18 protein-coding genes and 2 other annotated features are annotated in these 24,470 nt (G+C 38.1%); of the genes, 15 read left to right on the top strand and 3 right to left on the bottom strand.

What is annotated here, in order from left to right:
- Nucleotides 1-33: 33 nt before the first annotated feature.
- On the top strand, nt 34-447 hold the full coding sequence (locus C9414_RS16520; protein WP_107164080.1) for a DUF6508 domain-containing protein: 414 nt from the start codon (nt 34-36) through the stop codon (nt 445-447).
- A gap of 29 nt (nt 448-476) precedes the next feature.
- Here C9414_RS16520 and C9414_RS16515 read toward each other — a convergent pair whose 3' ends face one another.
- Nucleotides 477-1,361, bottom strand: coding sequence for a LysR family transcriptional regulator (locus C9414_RS16515; RefSeq protein ID WP_107164079.1), 885 nt, complete (start codon nt 1,359-1,361; stop codon nt 477-479).
- 111 nt (nt 1,362-1,472) lie between these two features.
- Here C9414_RS16515 and C9414_RS16510 point away from each other — a divergent pair, with 111 nt between their 5' ends.
- The 10 genes from C9414_RS16510 to C9414_RS16465 all read left to right on the top strand — a co-directional run bounded on the left by C9414_RS16510 (nt 1,473) and on the right by C9414_RS16465 (nt 12,094).
- Nucleotides 1,473-1,862, top strand: coding sequence for a tautomerase family protein (locus tag C9414_RS16510; RefSeq protein ID WP_047203605.1), 390 nt, complete (start codon nt 1,473-1,475; stop codon nt 1,860-1,862).
- Between the two features lie 26 nt (nt 1,863-1,888).
- Nucleotides 1,889-2,212, top strand: coding sequence for a carboxymuconolactone decarboxylase family protein (locus C9414_RS16505; RefSeq protein WP_046526907.1), 324 nt, complete (start codon nt 1,889-1,891; stop codon nt 2,210-2,212).
- A 139-nt stretch (nt 2,213-2,351) separates the two neighbouring features.
- Nucleotides 2,352-3,179 (top strand): MerR family transcriptional regulator, encoded by an 828-nt coding sequence (locus C9414_RS16500; protein WP_107164078.1) that lies wholly within the window; start codon nt 2,352-2,354, stop codon nt 3,177-3,179.
- Nucleotides 3,180-3,205: 26 nt separating this feature from the next.
- Nucleotides 3,206-4,393, top strand: a complete 1,188-nt coding sequence (locus C9414_RS16495) for an MFS transporter (RefSeq protein ID WP_107164077.1) — start codon at nt 3,206-3,208, stop codon at nt 4,391-4,393.
- 214 nt (nt 4,394-4,607) lie between these two features.
- Nucleotides 4,608-5,438 carry a DNA alkylation repair protein gene (locus tag C9414_RS16490; RefSeq protein ID WP_107164076.1) on the top strand — a complete coding sequence of 277 codons (831 nt, stop codon included), beginning with the start codon at nt 4,608-4,610 and terminating at the stop codon, nt 5,436-5,438.
- 274 nt (nt 5,439-5,712) lie between these two features.
- On the top strand, nt 5,713-6,897 hold the full coding sequence (locus C9414_RS16485) for a DUF1835 domain-containing protein (protein ID WP_107164075.1): 1,185 nt from the start codon (nt 5,713-5,715) through the stop codon (nt 6,895-6,897).
- Nucleotides 6,898-6,971: 74 nt separating this feature from the next.
- Nucleotides 6,972-7,195: a binding site (T-box leader), on the top strand.
- A gap of 37 nt (nt 7,196-7,232) precedes the next feature.
- Nucleotides 7,233-7,457: a binding site (T-box leader), on the top strand.
- A 52-nt stretch (nt 7,458-7,509) separates the two neighbouring features.
- Nucleotides 7,510-9,438 carry a threonine--tRNA ligase gene (thrS, locus tag C9414_RS16480; protein ID WP_107164074.1) on the top strand — a complete coding sequence of 643 codons (1,929 nt, stop codon included), beginning with the start codon at nt 7,510-7,512 and terminating at the stop codon, nt 9,436-9,438.
- A gap of 152 nt (nt 9,439-9,590) precedes the next feature.
- Nucleotides 9,591-10,160, top strand: coding sequence for a hypothetical protein (locus C9414_RS16475; protein WP_107164073.1), 570 nt, complete (start codon nt 9,591-9,593; stop codon nt 10,158-10,160).
- 26 nt (nt 10,161-10,186) lie between these two features.
- Nucleotides 10,187-11,470 (top strand): hypothetical protein, encoded by a 1,284-nt coding sequence (locus C9414_RS16470; RefSeq protein ID WP_107164072.1) that lies wholly within the window; start codon nt 10,187-10,189, stop codon nt 11,468-11,470.
- 342 nt (nt 11,471-11,812) lie between these two features.
- A complete protein-coding gene (locus tag C9414_RS16465; protein ID WP_039177194.1) occupies nt 11,813-12,094 on the top strand; it encodes a hypothetical protein in 282 nt (93 codons plus the stop codon).
- A 56-nt stretch (nt 12,095-12,150) separates the two neighbouring features.
- Here C9414_RS16465 and C9414_RS16460 read toward each other — a convergent pair whose 3' ends face one another.
- Entirely contained in the window at nt 12,151-13,659 is a 1,509-nt protein-coding gene (locus C9414_RS16460) for an AcpB/EbpR/MafR family transcriptional regulator (protein ID WP_047202036.1), read from the bottom strand.
- Between the two features lie 700 nt (nt 13,660-14,359).
- Here C9414_RS16460 and C9414_RS16455 point away from each other — a divergent pair.
- The 4 genes from C9414_RS16455 to C9414_RS16440 all read left to right on the top strand — a co-directional run bounded on the left by C9414_RS16455 (nt 14,360) and on the right by C9414_RS16440 (nt 22,545).
- Nucleotides 14,360-20,503, top strand: a complete 6,144-nt coding sequence (locus tag C9414_RS16455; protein ID WP_107164071.1) for a SpaA isopeptide-forming pilin-related protein — start codon at nt 14,360-14,362, stop codon at nt 20,501-20,503.
- Between the two features lie 21 nt (nt 20,504-20,524).
- On the top strand, nt 20,525-21,127 hold the full coding sequence (locus C9414_RS16450; protein ID WP_107164109.1) for a class D sortase: 603 nt from the start codon (nt 20,525-20,527) through the stop codon (nt 21,125-21,127).
- Nucleotides 21,120-21,446: a hypothetical protein gene (locus C9414_RS16445; protein WP_107164070.1), complete on the top strand. Its 327-nt coding sequence runs from the start codon at nt 21,120-21,122 to the stop codon at nt 21,444-21,446. The genes C9414_RS16450 and C9414_RS16445 overlap by 8 nt, the downstream gene beginning before the upstream one ends.
- A 286-nt stretch (nt 21,447-21,732) precedes the next feature.
- Complete coding sequence (locus C9414_RS16440) at nt 21,733-22,545, top strand: leucine-rich repeat domain-containing protein (RefSeq protein ID WP_107164069.1); 813 nt, start codon at nt 21,733-21,735, stop codon at nt 22,543-22,545.
- 178 nt (nt 22,546-22,723) lie between these two features.
- On the opposite strand, the gene C9414_RS16435 is transcribed toward C9414_RS16440, so the two are convergent.
- On the bottom strand, nt 22,724-24,226 hold the full coding sequence (locus tag C9414_RS16435; RefSeq protein ID WP_047202039.1) for an AcpB/EbpR/MafR family transcriptional regulator: 1,503 nt from the start codon (nt 24,224-24,226) through the stop codon (nt 22,724-22,726).
- Between the last annotated feature and the right edge of the window lie 244 nt (nt 24,227-24,470).

Genomic DNA, 24,470 nt, shown 5'->3' with positions numbered 1-24,470 from the left:
AAAGCATTCTAAAAAAAATAGAGGAGGATAACGATGAGTCAATTTGAGATTTTGACAAAATACATACCGATGCTTCAGGAGGATCATATCGGAGAATGGGTGATCGATCAGGAAAATGATGGAACAGCTGAACGCCCAATCCAGATGCCCTTTGTGAATTATTCCGAAACGGTCCAACGCTTTATTGAAGATGTCAATACCTTTGCAGAACAGCATCAAGAAATGGAACTTACCCGCTATAGTGAAATCCTCTCAGAAAATGGAATTGAATGGGGAACGAACGATATGGAGCATGTGGACATTTCAAATTTAAATGCGCAGTGTGTACTTGCTCTCATCATGGGGGTTGTAAGGGCTGAGCGATTTAGTGAGGGAGCCATATTCAATTTCTTTAAAAGTGGAGCGATCTTGAAATGGCTTGAAAGATTAAAAAACCTAGATGTATGAAATCTAGGTTTTTTGTTTTTGATACGAGATCACGAGCATGTGAATTGCTCCGCTTCTTGACGAAATAGATTAAGCAGCAGCTGCTTCGTGTTTTCCAGAGAGAGATGGGGGTCCTTATGAGTTAAAATTCCTATCGGGATAAAAGGGTCCTCCATTTCAATTGGAACTTTCACAAACTCGTCTGACAATGGGGTAGAGGATAGGACGACGCCGACAGAGGGAAATCCCTTTAGAAATGATGGAATGGCTGAAATCTGGCTGACGGTATAAGTGAAGGGCTCCACATTTATTCTTGAAAGTTCCTTTTGTAACTTCATGTGATATAAACAACTTTCCCCGCCTATGATCAGAGGCTGTTCATAAAGTTCCTTGATCAATGAAATCGTTCCAACTTGATCTGCCTGCTGTTTTGCAATAATAAAAGACATTTCCTCCTTGTACAACTCCTCAAACGGAAGTGTGTTCATCACAGGTTCCCCTGCAATAGCAAAATCGATCTCCCCCTTGAGGAGCTGCTTGTGAAGGAAATCTGTATTACCAATGATAAAGTGGCATGTGATATTCGGTTTTTGCTTTCTGAATGTTTGAAGGATGGAAGGAAGAATAGAGACAGCAATTGGTTCTATGACGCCTATATTCAAGGTTCCGATTTCTTCTTTTTGGAGTTTTTGTGATTGCTCTAATACAAAATGCCAATGGAGTATCAACTGATCAATCTCTTTGGCAAACAATTGTCCTGAAGGGGTTAATTCAGCCTCCCATCCTCTTACAAACAATTGAAATCCTAATTCCTTTTCTAATCGTTTAATCTGATTCGTTATGGTCGACTGTGCATAATTCAATTTTTGAGCGGCTTTTGAGAAGGTCCCTTCCTGAATCACGGCTTGAAATGCTTTTAACTCTTTTAGGTCCATTTCTAATATTCTCCATTCGATATATGAATACATTTTTATATATTATTCAATTATATAAAATGAGTATTGGGATGTAAAATGAAGTGAGACAGAAAAAGGGAGATGACATACATGCCATTTGTAAAAGTCAGTTATATGGAAGATGAGTACGATAAAGAAAGCTTAACTTCTATTAGCCAAACGATCATGAAGGCTCTGATAAAAGAATTTCAAGTTCCTAAAAAAGACTACTTTCAGGTATTCAGTTCACATAAGAAAGAAGAATTTTTTTATGATCCCCATTATCTTGTTCGTCATGAAAGAGATCATCGTCTTTTATATATCCAAATTACATGTGGTTCAGGAAGAACCGAGGGACAGAAGCAATCTTTATATAAGGAAATAGCTGACCAGTTGTATAACAAACTCCATATATCAAAAGAAAATGTATTCATTATGCTGATTGAGACAGGCTTGGAAAATTGGTCCTTTGGAGAAGGGCTTGCGCAGATGATCAAGTAACGGAACGATTGAAAGGGGAAATAGCTATGCATCAACCAATCAAGCAAACTGTAAAATTCACTCTCGGAGATTTTGCTCCAGCATTTGTTGAGTACTCAGAAAAAGTTCTCTTTGGAGATTTGTGGAGAAGGGAGGAACTTTCTCTTAGAGATCGCAGTATGATTACAGTCTCAGCTTTAGTAAGTACGGGCAGTCTGAATCAGCTGGAATACCATTTACATCTTGCCAAAGAAAATGGTGTCACGAAGAACGAATTGATTGAAGTCATCACTCATCTTAGTTTTTATATCGGATGGCCTAAAGCAGCTTCAGCACTAGAAGCGGCTAAACATATTTTGGAGGACAAATAAAATTCATCAAACAACGAGCCCTATTTGAGATAGGGCTTTTTTATATGCGAATAAATTGTATTTTAAAATCTTCTATTGACTTTCCCCTTTACTGAAAGGTTTATACTTTGATCAGATCAACAAAACGGAGGAGATCAGGATGTTCAAGATTGGCGATTTTTCTATGTTAAGTAAAGTCCCTGTCAAAACCTTAAGGTATTATGACCAAATCGATTTATTAAAGCCTAAACAGATCGATCAAGATTCTGGATACCGGTATTACTCAGCTGAGCAGCTGCTTGAGGTTAATCGAATTTTTCTGTACAAGGAATTAGGCTTTACGTTAAAGCAAATGAGTCAGCTTCTTCGTGAAGATATTTCTGTCGAGCAGATTCAGGGCATGTTTCTCTTAAAAGAAAGTGAGATTCAGCAATTGATCGAGAGAGAACAGCAGAAATTAGCGCGTATTAAGGAGCGGATGCACCTCATCAAACGAGAGGGGTGTGTTGAAAAAGAGCAGGAGGTCATCATCAAATCGGTTGAAAGCAAACGCATCATGTCTTTTCAATCCAACGGAACTGTTGACGAAATCCCATTATTCTTTGAAACATTTCATCATTTGTTACATAAACATCCGCAAGAATTGAACTCTGAGCCACAAATCGTACTGTGGAGGGAATCACTTGCTAAAGAAAGTGAGTTCGAATTTGAGGTTGGGTATTCCGCTAAAGCGTTAAGGGGCTCTCTTCCTCAGGGAATTGCGATGCGCACGTTACCAGCTGAAGAAACCATGGCGACGCTCCTATTTCATTCAGATTCTCCATTTGCACAATCTGCTTGTGTTGACCTGGCGACATGGATCGAAAATAACGGATACCGCGTGAAAGAAGATCAGCCGGGCAGAGAGATTTATTACCCATTGTCTGAAAATGAAGAAGGAAGACTCATTGAAATACAAATTCCTATAAAAAATGAAGTCAAATCGTAAACATTGCCCAAAGGAGAAACGTCACGATGAAAAATAAAGCCGTTGTTTATTTACTTGCTTTAGCAGCCTTTTTAATCGGAACGATCGAATATATCATTACAGGGATTATTCAAATGGTCGCAGATGATTTACAGGTCACGACATCAGCTGCTGGTTTATTGGTCACATCCTTAGCGCTCTCAGCAGCAATCGGCGCACCGATTGTCATTGCACTGACCATCAATATCGACCGCAGAAAAATATTATCATGTATGCTGATCATTTTTACTTTAAGTAATATCATCACAAGTGTCAGCCATTCGTTTGAAATGGTGCTGATGACAAGGGTTTTACAAGGAATTAGTGGAGGGACGGCCATTGTGGTGGCAATGGCTGTGGCCACTCGGCTTGTAGAACGAGAAAAAAGAGGAACAGCGATTGGAATCGTCTTAATGGGATTAAGCAGTTCCTTAGTTTTAGGTGTGCCAATCGGGACATTTCTAAGCAGCATGATTGGATGGAAAGCATTATTTGCAGCCATTGGATTGATCACGCTCATTCCGCTGATTGTTGTGTATAGACGCATCCCTTCTATGAAAGAACAAGAACCGGTGACGCTAGGTATGCAGTTATCAATATTAAAAGATAAGCGAATTTTGCTTGCGGTGGCAGTGACACTCTTTTATGTAGGCGGATATTCCACTTTATTTACCTATTTAACGCCCTTCCTGCAAGAATCAGCAAATCTTAGCATCACAGAAATCAGCGGCATTTTATTGCTAGCGGGAATATGCAGCTTTTTGGGCTCCAGTCTTGGAGGGATAGCAGCAGATAAAAAAGGCCCAACATTCACGATTTTCTCCGGAATTATTCTACAAATCATCATGCTTATGCTGCTAGCATTTGTGACAGGGAACCTCGTGGTCATGGTGGCGGTGATCATGATATGGATGATTGCTACATGGAGCACATCTCCAGCTCAGCAGCTGTATCTCGTGACACTTGTACCCAAATCTCCTGATATCGCATTAAGTGTCAATACATCGTTTATTCAATTCGGATTTGCTTTAGGCTCGGGGTTAGGAGGAGTTGTGTTAAGCAAAACATCTATATTAAACCTAAGCTGGATCAGTGCGGGAACGGTTCTTCTCGCTTTACTCATGACCATTCTGATGGTGGCGTTTGACCGATTTTCTCAGAGTAAGAGTTTGAAGGTGATGGAGCAAGGAAGGTAACATAGATTCACTAGTATTGTGGGAACTACTTATTTCGGTAGTTCCTTTTTTGATTTGAAGAATGCACCAGTTGAGGAAGTTTATTTGTTACAATAGGAGTAAATATCCAAAGAATGAAGGGATCAATTTCACACTAGCTTTTTAAGGGTGAATAATAAATTATTTTAAAAATGTATGTCAAACATAAGTACTACTAGACGGGAGAGAATACATAATGCCAATAAGCGAGGACATCATCAATCGTAAAGGCGCTCGAAAGGGGAGTGACATTCCTCATGACGTCTTGATTCTTTTGAATCAGGGAGAGTTAGAGAGTGTCAATTTAACTGAATGGTTGGCTGTCAATCACGTGACTCTATTACAGCATGTTTTGCCGTCTATTGGTTTAGACAAACATTTAATCGATCTTTCAGCTGAAATCGCGAAACAAAAAGCGGAGTCAGGCATGAAAGCGATTCGTCTTATCGGTCATTTGTTAGATGAAGTGCTGCAGGAAGAAAATGAGGAAAAAAGAGTGGAAGTCATACAGGCATGCAGCCGTCACATATCTGATAGCGTCCGCTGCTGGGCTGCTTATATGAACAAGCAGCGTTCATCCTCTTTGGAAGAGAAACTAGCGTACATTCAGCCATTTGCAGCTGATCATCATTTTGGTGTACGCGAAATTGCTTGGATGTCAGTGAGAGAAAGTCTAAGTCAACAGCTCGATCAAAGTATAGAATATTTAACCGAATGGGCAAAAAGCGAGGATGAACATATTCGCAGGTTCTCTGTAGAGGCGATCCGTCCAAGAGGTGTATGGACAAAGCATATTGAGTTATTAAAGCAGGAACCAGAGAGGGCACTGCCTATTCTAGATGACCTCAAATCTGATCCATCAACATATGTTCAAGATTCTGTAGGAAACTGGCTGAATGACGCTAGCAAAACACAGCCAGATTGGGTACGAAACCTGTGCGAACAGTGGTCAATGGATTCTGATACAAAAGCGACTAGCAGAATTGTTAAGAAAGCCAAGAGAACGATTGTGAAGGGGAATTTGTGAATTAGAGCATGATCTACATTCCTTTTACGAGGAGATTTCTATCGATAAATCAATCGGAAAGAAAGTCTCAGAGAGTTGTACGCAAATGGCCCCATTTCATGGGGCTTTTTGTTTTTCGTAAAAGTCTAGCTTCCACTGTTCTGCCATGATTACTTCTGTAAAGATCTAATCATCTCCTTGTCATACTTTTGAATGAAATTGACTCAATAGAATTGACGAAAGAACCATGAATAGGTGAAGATGAAATAAAATGTAAGATAAAGGGAGACGAATGATGATACATATCATATTTGGGGCGGCAGCTGCCGGTAGTTTAAAACAAGCAATACGTGAAATGAAGCAAAAACAAATAGATGATGTCATCGCTTTTGATGATATCTATTCAATTGGACCACTTCTACATTTACACGAACATGAAGGACAAGCGAACCGTATAGAGTGGCTGCGTAATGTGATGTCAAATGAATTTGGCTATTTTGATGACATGGTCAACGATCAGCATAGAATGCTTCAGCAAATAAAAGAAATAAAAGCTGGCAGTCGTATACTCATCTGGACAGGCAGTAATGCCCATGAGCAAATTGGCTTGCGATATGCCGTCTATTTATTAAAAGAGAAAAGCATTGAATTGTCTGTAATCAATATAACGACAGCATTTGATCAGCTGTTCAATACGAATACAAGAAGAATGATCCTTCGACATTCCGGAGAAATCGCATCTGAAAAATTTAAAATTTTGTATGAGAGTAAAGAGCATATTCACCCAGTGACAAAAGAAGAGAGAGAAAGATTACAAAACGAATGGCTTTCACTTGCTAAAGAAAATCATACGCTGCGGATATGGCAAAAAGGACAAGTGATCAGCGTACCAGAAGATGAATTTGATGCTTATTTAGTGAAAATGGCTAAGCGGCTTCATCAGTCCGCGCCAGAAGAGGAGTATATCGTCACTCCACGCTTAATAGGAGAAGTCATTGGTCATTTAGATCAGTATATCGGTGATGATTTTATTGAATATCGATTGAAGACATTAATTGATCAAGGGATGTTTGACATGAGAGGAAAACGAACTTCCATGCGTTATTACTCGATTAAACTGACAGAGTTCGGTCAGAACTTCAAAAAATGGGTGTGCTGTCGAGAGTTTGAGGATCATCCTTTTGTGAAAATTGAAGGAGATTACGGTGGTGAACCTTTTCATTGCGGGCATTGTCAATGTCATTTAGAAAGAGATGATGTACCAATGAGTGATACCCTTTTCTCAAAGTTATGGAATTGGAATATACAGTATGGCCGCTGGTTTGACGAAGAAACCGATGATTTGCTGCCAAATGGTGTAGACATGGAAAGAAAGTTCAATCAAGAAGGAGAGCGAATCACTGAAGAAGTGAAACGAGCCTTATCTCCTGCGTTTCAAATTGAATACAGCCCAAGTGAATACACACGATATTCCATTTAAAGAATGAATTTCGTTATCACTGCACAAAATAATCCTTTACATCATCCATCATCATCATGTAAGATATGGAGAAATTAAAAGCGAAGAAAAGGACATGAGCCATTTTTACTGGTTATCAGAGAGGGAAGTCACGCTGAAATCTTCCTAACACAGAAAAGTTGTCTTACCACCTTTGAGCTGTATTGGGGAAATTACAGTATCCAATATCGTTTACGCCACGTTACGGCACCAGAGCCATAAAGCGAATACGCGTTATGGGAATTTGGGTGGAACCACGGATCACACATTCGTCCCTCTATGAGGGATGGGTGTGTTTTTTTGTACACTCATATAGGATCATTGCTTTGAAAAGGACATGAGCAGCTTTTATCGGTTACCAGAGAGGGAAGTCACGCTGAAATCTTCCTAACGCAGAAAAGCTGTCTTACCACCTTTGAGCTGTATTGGGGAAAATTGCAGTATCCAATACCGTCAATGCCGCGTTACGGCACCAGAGCCATAAAGCGAATACGCGTTATGGGAATTTGGGTGGAACCACGGATTACACATTCGTCCCTCTATGAGGGATGGGTGTGTTTTTTTATTTCAAAAAATAGGAAAGGTGTGTCAGTTATGAGAGAAAACATGGTGAAGATTCAATTTCCAGATGGAAAGATAAAGGAGTTTCCCGCAGGTACGACTGTTGCAGATGTTGCCTCCCATATTAGTCCGAGCTTAAGAAAAAAAGCGGTGGCGGGAAAGATCAACGATCAAATGGTTGATTTAAGTGAAAAGCTAAACAGCGATGTTCGGCTGTCTATTGTCACACTTGATTCAAAAGAAGGGGTTGAAGTGCTGCGCCATACATCAGCACACGTATTAGCCCAGGCTGTGAAAAGGTTATATGACAATGTCAAACTGGGGATCGGACCTGTCATTGAAAATGGATTTTACTATGATATGAAGCTCGATCAAACATTAAGCGTAGAGGATTTGGAAGAAATTGAAAAAGAGATGAAAAACATCATAAATGAGAATCATCCCATTCAAAGAAAAGAGGTCTCTTACAAAGAAGCAGAAGCGCTGTTTGCACATGATCCATATAAGCTGGATATTTTAAAAGATCTGCCCTCTCAAGAAGCCATCACAGTTTATCAGCAAGGAGAATTTGTAGATTTATGCCGCGGGCCGCATGTACCTTCTACAGGGTACTTAAAGGCATTTAAACTAACACGTGTTGCAGGGGCTTATTGGCGGGGAGATAGCAATCAGGATGTCTTGCAGCGAGTGTATGGTGTAGCGTTTCAGTATCCAAATCATCTAGCTGATTATCTTCATTTCATGGAAGAAGCAAATAAACGTGATCACCGGAAATTAGGGAAACAGTTATCCCTCTTTATGTTTTCAGAAGAAGCGCCAGGCATGCCGTTTTATTTACCAAAAGGTCAGATTGTCAGAAATGAATTAATGGCCTTTTCAAGAGAAGTGCGAGGAAAAGCGCAATACGAAGAAGTGAGTACACCGTTTATGATGAACCAAGAGCTTTGGGAAAAGTCAGGGCACTGGGATCATTATCATGAAAATATGTATTTCTCAGAAGTAGACCATACAAGCTTTGCTTTAAAACCGATGAACTGTCCAGGGCATATGCTCATGTTCAAAAACAGCTTATATTCATACAGAGACCTTCCAATCAGAATGGCTGAGTTTGGTCAGGTGCATCGTCATGAATTTAGCGGAGCGTTAAATGGATTGTTCAGGGTCAGGACATTTTGCCAAGATGATGCTCACATTTTTTTAAGAGAAGATCAAATCGAAGCTGAAATCAAACGGATTTTCCAATTAGTTGATCATGTGTATCGGACATTTGGGTTTGAGTATTCCGTCGAGCTATCCACTCGTCCAGAAAAAGCCTTAGGGGATGATGCCATTTGGGAAATATCCGAAACAGCACTAAAAAATGTGCTTGATCGTCTAATGGTCGACTACCAGCTAAATGAAGGAGATGGAGCATTTTATGGCCCGAAGATCGATTTTCATATTAAAGATGCCCTGCAGCGGAGCCATCAGTGCGCCACAATTCAGCTGGATTTTCAAATGCCTGAGAAATTTGATTTAACATATATCAACGAAAAAAATGAAAAGGTACGGCCAGTTGTGATTCACAGCGCCATTTTTGGTTCTCTAGATCGTTTCCTTGGCATTCTAATTGAGCATTTTGCGGGTGTCTTTCCATTATGGCTAGCACCAGTACAAGTACAAATCATCCCAGTCTCAACTATTCACCTTGATCACTGCTTAAAGGTGCAGCAGCAATTAAGAAGTATCGGAATAAGAGCAACAATCGATGAACGGGATGAAAAACTTGGCTATAAAATGAGAGAAGCACAAATGCAAAAAATCCCTTATATCGCTGTCATTGGCGATACAGAAATGCAAGACAACACACTAAATATGAGACAGCACGGAGAAAAGACTTCAAAGCAAATGTCTGTTGAGGATTTTAAACGTTTGGCAGCTGAGCAAATAAAAGACAGAACAGCTGCTCAAGAAATGATGTGATGATTTCATTACGAAGAATGAGACGTCCATTGAATGATGGGCGTCTTTCCATTTCTGCAATGGAAAGGGGAAATATTGAAACATTTTTTCAATAAAATCGTAATAGAGATAGAGCGCTTAACAGAAACATTTGAAACGAGGAGGAGTATTGTATGGAACAAGCTGCATTAAAAAAGATGAGGTCAAAGCAAATAGTCGTTTCTAATTTAATAGCCGGCATCATAATCGTCGCTTTTTTTATCTTGATTCAAATGTCTGACATTCGATTTACACATTTCTTTCTTTGTTTAGGAATTATTATGCTCTTTCTAAGTATTTATGGTTTTATTAAAAAAGGATCAACAAAGTCTTTCATTCCCCTTTTCGAGCAGATAGCCATTTATGAAAAAGAAAAATTGGGGGAAGAGTGGGAGAAAGAAAAGAAGGCAGAAAATATTTCAAGAGTAGTATTAAGTGGTCTGATGTTCCTTCAGTCATTCAGCTTCCAAGATGTAACAAATCCATTCTTAAACATACAACCTATGCTTTTAATTTTCTTATTATTTGTAACTCTAGCCCTTATTAATTTAAGCATGCTTTTTCGCTTTAGAAAAATCGACCGGTCGACTGATGAGCATGAATTAAAAGGCTTTACAAAGAAAACAAACATGGTGTCAATGGTTTTAGGATTATTAACAGCGATCGTTATCTTCGGCTTTATCGTCATCTTTGTTCTTCCATAAGACTGAATCATTTTGAGGTGAAACAAATGAATGCAAACATACAACAACTGATCGATCAGACAAAGACGAAATTTGGATTAGATCTTTACTATCTAAAAAGGCACAGTTTTCATCGTTACGTCAATATGTTCAATGAAACGGTGTATACATTGAATATGGAATGGTTTCCCTCTCATGAAGCTGAACCCGAGGACGATGAGCTAAACCCGGACGGCACTGCTGTGATTGACGTGAATTTGAATACAGGGCAGGTTGAAACGGTTATTTTTGTCATGGATAAAACCTTCGCGAAGAATGGTGTCACATTTAAGAGGCCTTATCCAGCTCATGCCATTCAATGGATTGAACAAGAAACAGAGTTGATTGATGGTGAGCATTTTCACTTGCATCAAAAGAAGAAAGGGGAACTTTTTTTCGAAGAAGCAATAGATGGTGTGAAAGTGACGCCTTCAGGCAGAATCGAGGTGAAATGGAATGAACATGGGCAGCTCATTCACTTTATACATCGAGGGCCATTTATGGCAAAAAAAAGACTAAGAGCTGAAGAATATGTGCTTTCCATTGATAGGGTCGAGAATTTAGCTCAGCAGCAAGTGCAGCGGTTTGATTGGCCAGCCTTCGAGCAGAATCGAATCCGCCCTATATATGCGTTAGAAGAAATTTATGTCAAGAACGATGGGACAGGAACGATACCATTTGAAATTGGGCGTGAAGAAACACATTGTATACACATGAATCAGGTCATGGAGTGGAATGAACCGTTAAACAAAGCCTTTGAAAAAAAGGAAATCGATATAAACGAGGACATTACTGCTGAACAAGCCTTCTCACTGGAGCCTTCACCAGATACATTCCCGATCTCAAAAGAAGAGCAAGCTGAGTGTATCAAAGCGGTTCGCACCTTTTTGGCGCAAAAATATTCAAAGGATACAGGGAAGTGGGTGCTAAAAACACTCCACCGTGACCATGGCTACATCGAAGCGATATTAAAAACGAATGAGCAAGAAGGCTGTGGATTTATGGATAAGATCAAGATCTTCATTGATGCCAGCACTTTTGAAGCCATTAATTACATAGATAAAAAAGAGATGTTTCAAGTATGCGGGATACTCAATCCATCTCAATCAGCTAGTGAAATCACCATATCTCAGAATGAAGCCTTTGAAACATTGAGAGAACGCCTCGAACTTACACCCATCTACGTGTATGACGATGTGCAAAAACAATATCTATTATGCGGCAAGCTTGACTGTCATGATGGCGTTGATGCAGTGAGCGGCGAAGTATTCTCTTTGACAGACCTTTCATAACTTCTAAAAGAACAGTGAGCAGCTGTTCTTTTTTGTCCCATTTTCCTCTTTTTAGAATAAAAATGGAATTTTGTAGAAGGAAGTTGTCGTTTCATCACGAAAGAAACAGATAAGAATATGATCATAGGTCCATCGGTGGGAATTCGTATTTCATATAGTAAACGTCATACATATGGAAAACTCATGACAGTAAAGTTGATCTACAAATCTTTTAGAAGAAAAAATGACATTGTGTCTCTAGTAGTATGCGAAAATAGGCGGACTGAGATCATAGGGTGAGTTGAACATGTTTGTTTTAGGTAAGCTTAAAGCTATAAATAGAAGAAAGTGAGGATATCTAACTTGAGTACATTGGAAGTGTTTCGTCAGTTTTTGGTTGACCATTATCCTGCGTTACAAGATGAGCTTTGGTTGCAAGATGTTGATACCCTTCGAATCTCTCCTATTCTTCATCCTTTTCTGAAAAGCAAGCTGCCAGAAGGAATCGAAAAATTCACTTGTGTCCTATTCACGCAGCAGACAGATCAAACTGCTGCACCGCTCAAAGTCTACCTTCTATTAGATGAATATGAGCAATCTCTTTATGCCATTGATTTGATGAATGAACAAATAGCGCTTCATTAATACAGAAGCAAAAAGCTGCTTGAGAGAGCTCCTCAGCAGCTTTTTTTTGGTGAATCTTAGTTTGTCATATCAACCAATCTTGAGTGCAAGTTGTCCACTTCTTTCTTTGTTGGAAAAGAGCTGATCAGCAGCGTAGACCGTCCTAATTGATTAGGAAGTTCAGTATCGGTCACAATCATATCAATCCCAAGTCGATCCATTGTCAGTTCATTTAATGTATTTTCTGGACTTGTGAAAATATGAATGAGAGGAGGCAATCTTAATTTAATTAAATCCGCAATAAACAAACTATGATTATAACCTAATGTTGAAATGACAAAAATGTTCAACACGTTTCTCCGATCCATTTCCAAATGAACAAGCCCCCTCCAGTTAGAAGTAATGATACGAATCAATTCTCGTTCATTTTTCACAAAAGAAGCAAGTATATCGTCTGTTTTTAACTCTTGGATGATATGAGTAATCCTCGAATAGAAGTAAGGAAGCTGTTTTTTTACCTCTGATAAATACCTCGATTTCTTTTTGAAAAGGAATCCATCTCTTACGGTAATTTCCCTAGAATACACATAATATTGGAGAAGAATCAGTGTCATCACCTTGCGATTAGCCACCTCTTGATGAAAAATCAACTCCAATTGATTGATAAAGAAATGAATGGCTTCGAAGAGGTGTGGTGTATGCGATTGAAAGAACGTCAATTTTTCTTCGACAGTTTCAATTGATTTATAATGGCCAATAGCTGGTTCAATCAATAGTAAAAAGACAAATTCGTGACGATCCAACGTAACACCAAAAGTGTCCTTTGTCATTTGGCAAACGTGCTCTTCCAAGTTTTTGATTTGATTATAGATACCTTTAGCTGTAGATGTTTGTTTTTCCTTATCCATTGAGTACGTATAATTGCGTCGTATGGTAAAATTTTTCCTCACTCGGTGTATGGAAACGGCGAGCCATAGGCAAAATTTATCTATCGCCACATCAGGTAGATTGACTTCGAGCACCTGAAATAGCTTTTGTAAAAAATCAACTGCATCTTGCTTTTGAATATCATCGAATGGCCAAAGCCTGCTTCCATAGACTTCAAACAAAAATTCCACAAAAAATTGGCGAATCTCCTTCTCATTTCCATGGAACTGCATACTATCTGGTCGTAACTCAATGTCATACGAGATAAGAAGCGAATTGATTTTATGAATGGTGTTATACAATGTGGATCTACTGATATTCAGCGTGTCCATCCATTCATAGAAAGACCTGTTTTGTTCAAAGAAAACGCCGTCAATCAATCGAATTTCAATCGTATCTTTTAGAATTTCTTTGATATAGTAGTCGACTCGTATCGTCTGTGTATAACAAATGGATATGCCTTGTCTTGGCTTTATGTGGATTAACGGCTCTCCGTTCTCTGTTTGGAACGACTTCATTTGTTCTAAATCGCTTTGAATCGCACGAACCGAACCGATTTGTTCATTCGATATCTCTTGAAGGCTCCACCACTTATCTTTTGATACAAGCAGTTTTAAAATTTTTATCCATCTCTTTGATTTATTATCAATGAGCTCCATTAAACAACTAACTCCTTCCCTTGGCTTGCCTCTATATTATGAAGTTCACTTAAAGAACATTTGATTTTCTAAATAGGCATAAAATGATTTTAATGTTTAGGCTAAATCGTTTTGTCTTCACTTTTCATGATAAAAGAGAAAAAAATTAGACGAAAACAAATATTATTCGTTAATTCTCCATATTTTTCTTTTAAAAGGTGATAATTATGCCATGAATCCTATAAAAATGGATCATTTTAGATATTTTGTTTATTTTTTTGCTGTTGAAACGGTAAATGAAAGAATAAAATGCAGCAGATTTTTGATTACCATATGAAAGGGAGTAGAAAGGAATGCGGTCTATATGATGCTGAACTGTCTAACCATACATACCATATGATACATGCTTGTTTCATATGAACGAACTATATGTGAATACATGCTTATATATGCATGTACACATTATTTATTGTTCATTCAAGTATCAATAGAAAAATTCATATTTATTCTTTCATGATCCCTCACACTATTCCCCATTTCTATAGACCCCCAATCCAGTTATTGAATCCACTACTCATGATTGATCAACTCATTTTATACATAGGGTCTTAAGGTGCAGTTTTTAGAAAATATTTGATCAGAAGCGGAGTGATTGATCGGACAGTATACAAATGATTTTTTTATCGTTGTTGAAAATTAATTTAAGAAAAGGGTGGATGTATTGAAAAGAATATTGTCGCTGGCACTCATTACAGTGCTAGTCATACAATCTAGTATATTAGGAGTCTTGCCTTTAGCAGGGGCACAAGCAAAAGAAATTCAAGAAAACATTTATGGGGATATTGAGTTTGCTGATAGCGAAGGCAACAAGTTATCAAACATGGAAGATCAGCAAGTAAGAAAGGCCACTGTGCATTGGTCTATAAAAGGAATTGATCTAAAAAGGCAATATCCGTATGTATTCTCTCTTCCTTCAGCCATCCAGGTAGAGAAGGAGCAGAAGGAACCGATTACTGTGGGTGACATACCTGTTGGTGAGTATACTGTTTCAAAACAAAATGAAGTGACGGTGAAATTTAAAGAAGATGTTGAGATTGATCCAAATTTAGCGGGATCAATTGACATCGATGTTACCAGTATAGCTGAGCAAGAAGAGAAAACAAAGCAAAATGAGGGTGAAGAAAGCCTTCCAAAAGATGACTCAACCTCATCTGAGAAAGATAAAGCTTCTAACAATCAAGAAGCCGCTCAAACGAAACAAAACGATGAAGATGAATTACTAAAAAACAAAGTGAGCGTGTCTAAGCGTGCAGGGCTGCAAAGTGTTACAAAACAAACGCTGATACAAGAAAATCTCCTCACTGATGCGAAATTAATATTTGAAGATCAGGAAGGAAATTCAGTTGAGAAACCAGATATCAACTCGCTGATTTCCATTAACTATGAGTGGGCCATCCCGAACGGTCATAGCTATAATGGCGGGGATGAATTCCATTTCAAGGTTCCAGAGGAATTAGTGATTTATGAAAAAATCGATCGTCTTGAGATGAAATTTAATCAGGCAACCATTGGTTATTTTTCTGTAGATGAAAGCGGAAATGCCTCCATCGAGTTCACAGATTTTATTAAACAATATTCAAATATTCATGGAACACTTCAAGTGTGGACGCAATTAGATCAACAAACAGTCATTACTGAAGAAAAAGAAGTGGTCATTACCCCGATTGAAGGCAAAGATACGATATCGATCCCGATACAATACATTCCAAATGGTCCAAACGTCTCTAAAAAGGGAGAACCAAATCGATCTTACAATGCTGAAACCATTCAATGGACAGTAGATTTTAATATGGACTTAGAAGATATCAAACAAGCGAAGCTATTAGATCCGATTCAAGAAGGTCAGGCATTGAAAAAAGATTCAATCAAGCTTTATCGTATCGATACAAAGCTAAATGGTGAAACATCGATTGGTCAGCTGCTTGACGAAAACCACTACACAATCGGTCAAACAGCAGATGGTCAAGATTTCACGATTGAATTTAAAGATGACGTGCATCTAGCTTACCGTTTAATGTATGAAACGGACATTACAAATCAAGATCAGTCTGCGTTTCGTAATAAAGCGTCCCTTGTTTCCGGTGATAAAGTGATCAGTTCAGCAGAAGGCACAGTGAATGTGACAAGAGGCAGTCCTTTAAATAAAAAAGCCGCGCACTACGATCCAGTCACACAAACGATTACTTGGGAAATTCGATATAACTATAACGAAAAAAAGCTGGCTCAAAAGGATGCTTTGTTAGAAGACTACTTTAATGGCACACAGGCGCTGATTTCTGATTCATTTCAAGTCAAAGAAGTCACAATTGATCAAAATGGCAACGAAGCAGGGACAAAAGCGTTTGAAAATTATGTAGTTCAACCTCAAAAAAAGGATGAACAAAACGGGTTTACCTTGCAATTCAATCAAGATATTCAATCGGCTTATCTCATCACCTATCAAACAAAAGCAACCGAGCGGGTTTTTGAAGCTGAAGAGATCATCAATACCGTAACAGCTGGCAAAGAGAGCAAACAAGGGAAGCAAAGAATTGACCAGCAAATCCTAACGAAAAATCATGGAACACCGAATTACAAGACCAAGACCATTCCATGGCGTATCACCTTCAACAAAGATCAACAAACGATGAACAATCTAATATTAAAAGATACGTTTACAAACGAAGGATTGACGCTGCAAAAAGATAGTTTAAAAGTGACGACAGGCAATTCAGTGCTTGAAGAAGGCACAGATTACCTAATAATTGAACATGAAAATGGATTTGATATTCAATTTACGAAAGAGATTAAGACAGAACATATCGTCACATATACAACGTCTTTTGATTATGAAAAAAGAGCAGATAAAGACCAAAAGAATCTGCGTAATCATGTAAAGCTTGAATGGGTAAATGAAGATGGCAAGGATTTGACGAAGGAAAATCAATCTGTCTTCACACCTGACACATACACGCAGTCAAATGGTTTTAAGAACGGAACTTATGATGCAAAGAAAAAAGAGATCACATGGAATATCGGTGTGAACTATAATTTGAAACATCTAGAAGAGGCGAGAATCGAGGATTTCATTCAAGGAAATCAGCGTTTGCTTAAAGATTCAATCACCGTCTATTCGCTTGATTTACAAGGCGGGGAAAATGGAGCAGAAGAAAAAGAGGTATTAGCGAAAGAACATTATGACATCAAATTCCTTGAAAATGAAAAGGGAGAATCAGGCTTCGAAGTCATTTTCAAAAAAGCCATTGATTCCCCATACAAAATCACGTATCAAACAAGTGTTGAAGGAATGGATTTAGTACAGAAAACCTACGAAAATAAAGCGACCCTTTATGATGGACAGACAAAAGAATCAGATGTGAATGCTGTGGTGTCCATTCCAAATGGAGGGAAATACACGAGCAAATCAGGAAATCAACAAGGGAAAGTTATTGATTGGAAACTGAATATCAATTTTGGTCAATCTACAGTCCAAGATGCGACGATTATAGACCATCCGAGCAGTAACCAAGCCATAATAGAAAACTCATTTCATCTCTATTCGACGACAATAGATGAAAAGGGGCAAGTGACAAAAGCAGAAGAACTGGAAAAAGGGAAGGATTATGAACTAGACCTTGAATTCGACCCAGATTCTTTTCAAATCAAATTTAAAGAAGAAATCACAAGACCATATATTTTAGAATACCAATCTCTCATTTTAGATAAGGTGGGAAGTACACTTCAAAACGAAGTAACGTTTAGAGGTGAAAATGTAAAAGAAATCAAAAAGGAATCCGAAGCCTCAATTGTGGTCAAACGCACCGCTGGCATGGGGGACGGCACAGGAGCGATTGGTGCTTTAACCGTTAAAAAGGTAGATGCGAGTACTGGAAAAGCACTAAAAGGAGCAAGCTTCTCTCTGACAGATGCTGCGAGCGGCATCGTCATTGGTACAAAGACAACAGATGAAGAAGGATCTCTTCGATTTGATCGTCTTCTGTATGGTGATTATATCGTGACAGAAGAGAAAGCACCTGATGGCTATATTAAAACCAAGGATCCGATCCATGTAACGATTGATCAGCCTTACGAATCGGGAGATCAAGCGAAATCAGGAAATAGCATGACGGTGCAGAACCAAGAAATCCGCCAGCATGTCAAGTTAACGAAAAAAGACAAAGAGACGGGTGCAGCATTAGAGAATGCAGAATTTGAACTAAAAAATGAATCTGGAGATACCGTCCAAACCGATTTGAAAACGGACGAAAAAGGAGAAATCTTTTTCAAACATCTTGAGCCAGGTTCCTATTATTTTGTTGAGACAAACGCACCTAAAGGCTATCAATTAAATCAGCAAAAATGGCCGTTCACCATTAAAGAAAATCAAACAGAAACAACAATTGTAACTGCAGTAAATGACATCATCAAAGGCTCAGCAGAATTGAGCAAAATAGGTGAAGGCGGAGAGCGACTAGAAGGTGCACAGTTCAAGCTTTTAGATCAAGATGGGCATGAGCTAAAAGATTCGCTTGTCACAGGAGAAAATGGCAAGATCACGATAAACGAACTAAGGCCGGGTACGTATCAGCTCATTGAAACAAAAGCACCCGATGGCTATGTATTAGATGAAACGCCAATCAAATTTGAAGTACCACTTGATCCAAAGGAACCAGTCGTCATTTCGCAAAAGAACTTCTATGAAACAAGTGCATTAGAAGTGATAAAAGAAGGGGAGGATGGCAAGAAGCTTCAAGGTGTTCGATTTGAAGTGTTGGATCAAAATGGCAAAGTCGTGCGTAAAGATTTGACAACAGATGGAGATGGGAAGCTTTTGGTTGATAACCTCAAACCGGGCAAATATCAGCTCGTGGAGACAGAGAGTATTGATGGTTACCAAAAGAAAAATAAATCTTATCCTTTTACCATCGAAATCGCACAAAAAACACCGGCAGAAATCAAAGTGATCAATGATCTCAAAACTGGATCTGTCCAGCTCACGAAGCTCGGTGAAAAGGATGATGTGCTTGAAGGAGCAGAATTCAAGCTTGTAGATGCAAATGGAAAAGAGATGAAAACAGGTCTCGTCACTGATCAGAACGGGAAGATCATCGTCAACGATCTGAAGCCTGGAACCTATCAGTTTGTTGAAACGAAGGCGCCATTCGGTCATGAGCTTGACGAAACACCTGTCACTTTTGCTATTCCATTTAACCCTGAGAAGCTGGTCAGTGTGACGAAAGAAAATAACCGCACTACAGGCGGAGTGCTGCTGCACAAAAAAGGTGAAGATGGGAAATCATTAGAAGGGGTTGTCTTTGATCTATCTGATGATAAAGGAAAGATAGTGGCAGGAGGAGAAGGAATTACAACCAATCAGGATGGAAAGATCACCTTCACAGGTCTAAAACCTGGAACCTATCAATTTGTTGAAAGAAAGAGTCTTGAAGGCTATGAATTGAGTACGAAACCACTTGTCTTTCAAGTTGAATTAGGTCAAAAAGAATTGATTCAAGTGGAGGCAATCAATCAGCTTAAGAAAGGTTCTGTAGAACTCACAAAAATAGGGGAAGAAAAAGAAAGATTGAAAGGCGCAGAATTTACACTTTTCAATGACGATGGCAAAGAATTGATGTCAGGTTTAACAACAAACGAGAAAGGCATCATCACTGTCAACGATTTGAAACCAGGCGCTTACCAATTGGTTGAAACGAAGGCTCCGTTTGGACATAAACTAGATGCAGAACCAGTAGAATTTAAAATTGATTTCAACCCAAATCAACAGGTGAAAGTGACAAAAGAAAATATTCGGACGACAAGTGCTGTGAATCTTCAGAAAAAAGGAGAGGATGGTCAGTTGCTCGCTGGGGTGACCTTCGATCTGATGGATGAGCATGATCAGCGTATTCAGAAAAACTTAAAGACAGACAAAAACGGTCAACTGACAGTCGATCAACTGAAGCCAGGAACCTATCGATTTGTCGAAATAGCAAGCATTGCCGGCTATGAATTGGATCAGACACCTGTCTCATTTACGATTCGTTTAGGTCAAGACAAACCAGCAAAAGTAGAAATGATCAACAAACTGACGCCGGGAGCAGTGGAACTGACCAAAATCGATGATGAGGGACATCCGCTGGAAAATGCAGAGTTTGCTCTTCTAAGTAAAGAAGGAAAAACGTTGAAGAAATCACTTGTAACGGACCAAAAAGGAAAGCTTCACATCAACGATTTAAAACCGGGAGAATATCAATTCGTTGAAACGAAAGCACCTCATGGCTATCAATTGGATAAACAGCCGATCCTGTTCACAATTGAGAAAAATCAGCAGAAGCCGCTTCAATTAACAGCGAAGAATCACTTGATCTTAGGAAGTCTGCGTATCATAAAGGTAGACCAGCAGACAGATAGAACCTTAAAAGGGGCAGCCTTTGACATTCGTACAAAAGCCGGGAAAACGATAAAATCTGTGACAACAGGAAAAGACGGAGAAGCGATTGCAAAAGGTCTTAAACCTGGTGAATATATACTCACAGAGACGAAAGCTCCAGATGGTTATGTAGCTTTAAAGAAACCGCTCGCTTTTACAATTCAAATGGGCGAAGTGGAGATCAAGACAATGATTGTAAAAAATGCACCAGTGAAGAATGAAGAGGACCACACGAATCCTCCAGCTTCAGATAAAGGGGATCAACATCCGCCTCATGACTCAAACGGAGAGCTGCCAAAGACTGGAGAAGAATGGCTGCGTTACTTGATGTATGCAGGGATTTTACTAGTAGCTTCTGGAACTGTTCTTCTTGTTCTTAGAAGAAGAACCATTCAGTAAGAGGAAGGAACGAGTGTATTGATGAAAAAAAGAACCTTATTAGGGAGCTTTTTGGTGGTCACTGGGCTGATGCTCATCTCCGTTCCTTTTCTATATGAGTGGCGGACTTCTCAGGAGACAGCAGCGATGGAACAGGCATTAAAGATGATTGAAGAAAATGAAAGTGATGCCCTTTCTTCAATTCCACATTTAACTGTGTCAGAAGAAGACCTGCGAGATGTGATGGAACTAGAGATCCCGTCAATTGATTTAAACGAAAAAGTGCTTCCTGTTACAACAAAAGAAAATTTAGGCATTGCACTGACTCAAATTAAATCTCATCAAATGCCAGGTGAAGGAAATTTCACGATTGCAGGCCATAGAGGGTATAGAGGCGACCGGCTTTTCCGGCAGCTACCAGAGGTACCTAAAGGAGAAAAAGTCATCTTACATCATCAAGCTGAAACATACGAATATAAAATTGTCAGCTCTGCTACGATAGAACCGACGGATGTGGATGTATTAAAGGATCGCGGGAAAAATGAACTGACATTGATCACTTGTACACTTGATGGTCAGAAACGCTTTGTCTTAAAAGGAATACGAATCAACGCTTCAAAGGGTGAACAGCTGTCGGATGTATAACACCAACATAATAAATGATGGATGCGATGGAAAAGCAGCGCTCACGACCGATATGTTACACCAATTGTTATCAAAGCAATATCCAACTTTAAAAAACGAACGTTGGGATGTTGATGTAGATACAATTCGGGCTTCACCTATTCTTCACCCTTTATTAAGAAGAAAGCTGCCAGTTGGTATTGAAAAATTCACATGTATTTTGTTCACGCAGCAGACAGCAGCTTTTGGAGAACCTTTGATTGTGTACTTTCTATTGGATGAGAAAGGCGAATCGATTTACGCAATGGATCTATTGCTTGAGCAGCAAGATACCCATTAAACGAGAAAGATTTTAAGGTAGAAAAATAAAATCAGTCATATCATGAGGACTCTAATTCGTATACGAATTAGAGTTCTTTTATTTGTTTATATATAGGCGTTTTACTAACATTATTATCTACTAAAATTAGCATATCAATTGGTAGAAGTCCGCTGCCTAGCAGATAGTCTCCAATGACTGCTTCATAAGAAATATTTGAAAATGCTAAAGATCATAATGTGTTGACTCCAAAATACTGATAAAATTTATTTGGATATTCCTTAATTATAGGTGTGGAGGTAAAAGCATGCGAAAAGAAGACCCCCAATGTATTTTTCATCATGATAAACGACCAGAAGTTGTTCATGATTTAGCCGATGTAGATGAAAATTCTACTGACTTGTTAATTACAGGGAAAACAATAAACATTGAAAGGTTGAAATCTTTTTCTAACCTGACGAAATTGTGGATTTACAAAGTGGACCAAAAGGAATTCAATACGATCTTGAGTTTAGTTAATCCGAAAATGCTCTTTGTGCATGAACTGAGAGTAGAAGATTTATCAATGATAAGTTCTCTTAAAGATGTTGAGGTATTGGCACTTGAATGGAATACAAAGGCACAAAGTTTATGGGATTTATCAAAAAACACGTTTTTAAAATCTTTATCCATAACAGATTTTTCAAAGTTGAATGATCTAGCCCCTTTGCAAAAAAACACTGGTTTAGAATTGCTAGAATTGTCAGGTGGGGTTTGGAATTCATTAAATTTAAATACGCTTCAACCTTTAAGATACCTCAAGAATTTAAAATATCTGTGCTTATCAAATATCAAAGTGAAGGACGAGTCTTTAGAGCCAATATCGGAATTAGAGGGACTCAAGGAACTTGAAATCTCGAACCAATTCCCGACAGAAGAATATGCTAGATTATCCGTAACCCTCCCAAATACGAAGTGTGATCGTTTTGCACCATACATCTTTTTATCAAGTCCTATTGTAGATAAAGATGTGATGGTGATTGGAAAGCGAAAACCGAAATTAAATTCAAAAGTGGATGGGGCAAAGTTGCAAAAATACGAAAAACAATTTAAAGCGTACCAAGAAAAGTATATAAATTAACTTAAAAAGCAATGGAAAATCAATTCCATTGCTTTTTTTATAGCTCATTTAATGGCTGATACCATAATAAACTTAATGCTAAATGGTGTTCTAATTGATACAAAACCGAACCCGTTAGGCTTTGATTCCTTCCTTTTTTGTTATTCAATCAAGCAAACAACTTCAGCCATTGTCATGATCAGAACAGTTCCATGATTAAATTGTTGATACATTCAAATTCTTTTTGTGTAGGGAAAGCACTGATCTTGATGATCGGTAAATTCACGTCTTTAGGTAATCCAATATCGGTGATAATCAAATCAATTTGCTGATCTAATAAAAACTGTTCATCTAATGATTGGTCGTAATTCGTAATGATTTGAAGGTGATGTGGTATATTTTCTCTCATTAAATCGGCGATCAACAATGTATGGTTATTTCCTAATGAAGAAGTGATTAACATATTGATAGCAGGTTTTCTCTGTAATTCTAATGAGTATAGTCCTCTCCAGTTAGAGGTAATAAGGCTTATGAGACCATCTTGATTATGTATAAGAGATGCTAGAAGATCATCTGCATTCAATAGCTGTATCAATTGAGTCATTCGTTTATAAAAATAGGGGAGGCGGAGCTTAACCTGTTCCAAAAAGTTTCTTGTTGTTTTAAAGATGAATTCACCATCACCTTTTAATTCCTTTGTGTTTAAGTAAAATTGCATTAATTGGACTGTAAGCTCTTGGCGATTGCCAATTTTTTGAGAATAAAAGTTATCTAATTGTTGGATAAAACATTGAATTCTATCATAAAGATCAGGAAAATAAAGGTGCAATAAATTAACTTTTTCTTGGATAGAGTAAAAGGATTTGAAGTTTCCTACCATGGGAATAACGATTAGAAAATAAGTTAATTCAGGTTGGGGAATTGTTATTTTAAATTGTTTGAAGGATTCTTCATATAAAGCTTGGTAGCAGTTCTGAAGAAATTCCCATAATCGCTTAAATTCAGATGATATTGGTTTCAAATGAACTGAATAGGTATCAGGCTGTATCGTTTGATTTTCTTTCAAACGTTGAACAATAACGGCTACCCAGAAATAATATTTATTGATCGTGATTTCTGGTAAATTGATGTGAAAAAGTTCACAAAGTTTTGAAAGAAAAGCAGAGACAGATTGTTTTTCAATTTGCAAAAACGGCCAGTAATGATTTCCATATATTTCAAATGAGAATTCGACGAAAAAACGTCGAATCTCTTTTTCGTTTCCATGAAATTTCATTGTATCGGATCTCAACTCTATATCATACTCTTTTAATTCCTCATTAATCTTTTTAATCGTTGAATATAAAGTAGAGCGGCTCACATTTAGATCATTTACCCAATCTAAAAATGGCTTCGGGGATTCAAAAATAATGCCGGTCATTAATTGAATCGTTGTATTTTCAAGCAAAATTTCCCTGATGTAGTAATCAACTCGAAGTCGCTGAGAAAATCTAATGCTGATTCCTTTCTTTAACTGAAATTGTAAAAGCGGTTCATGATCATCAGTTAGAAAACTTTTCATGATGTTCAAATCATGTTGTATGGCACGAAAGGATCCAATATCAAGATCGACAAATTCCTGAATCGTCCACCATTTGTTTTGGGAAACGAGTAATTTTAAAATGCTGATCATTCTCTTAGACTTAGAATCTATTAATTTCATAAAAATAAAGCCCCTCCAACGAATTCCATCAGAATCAGAATTGAAATTTGAATAATTGTATTGTTTTATCGCATTAAATTTGTTTTAAAAAATAAAAAGAATGCAGCAGTTTTTAAAATAAAAACAGCAAAATTTGGACAAAAATGAGTTGTGAAATCTCTTTTGTGTGTGTCGTGTTAAAGCAATTGTGGAGAAATGTTGATTTATTATAATAAATTGCGTAGAATTTTGCATTCAATTTTGA

The organism is Bacillus sp. Nf3 (assembly GCF_003028545.1).
GTDB classification, from domain to species: Bacteria; Bacillota; Bacilli; order Bacillales; family Bacillaceae; genus Bacillus; species Bacillus safensis.
This window is presented reverse-complemented; position numbering and strand designations above follow the sequence as displayed.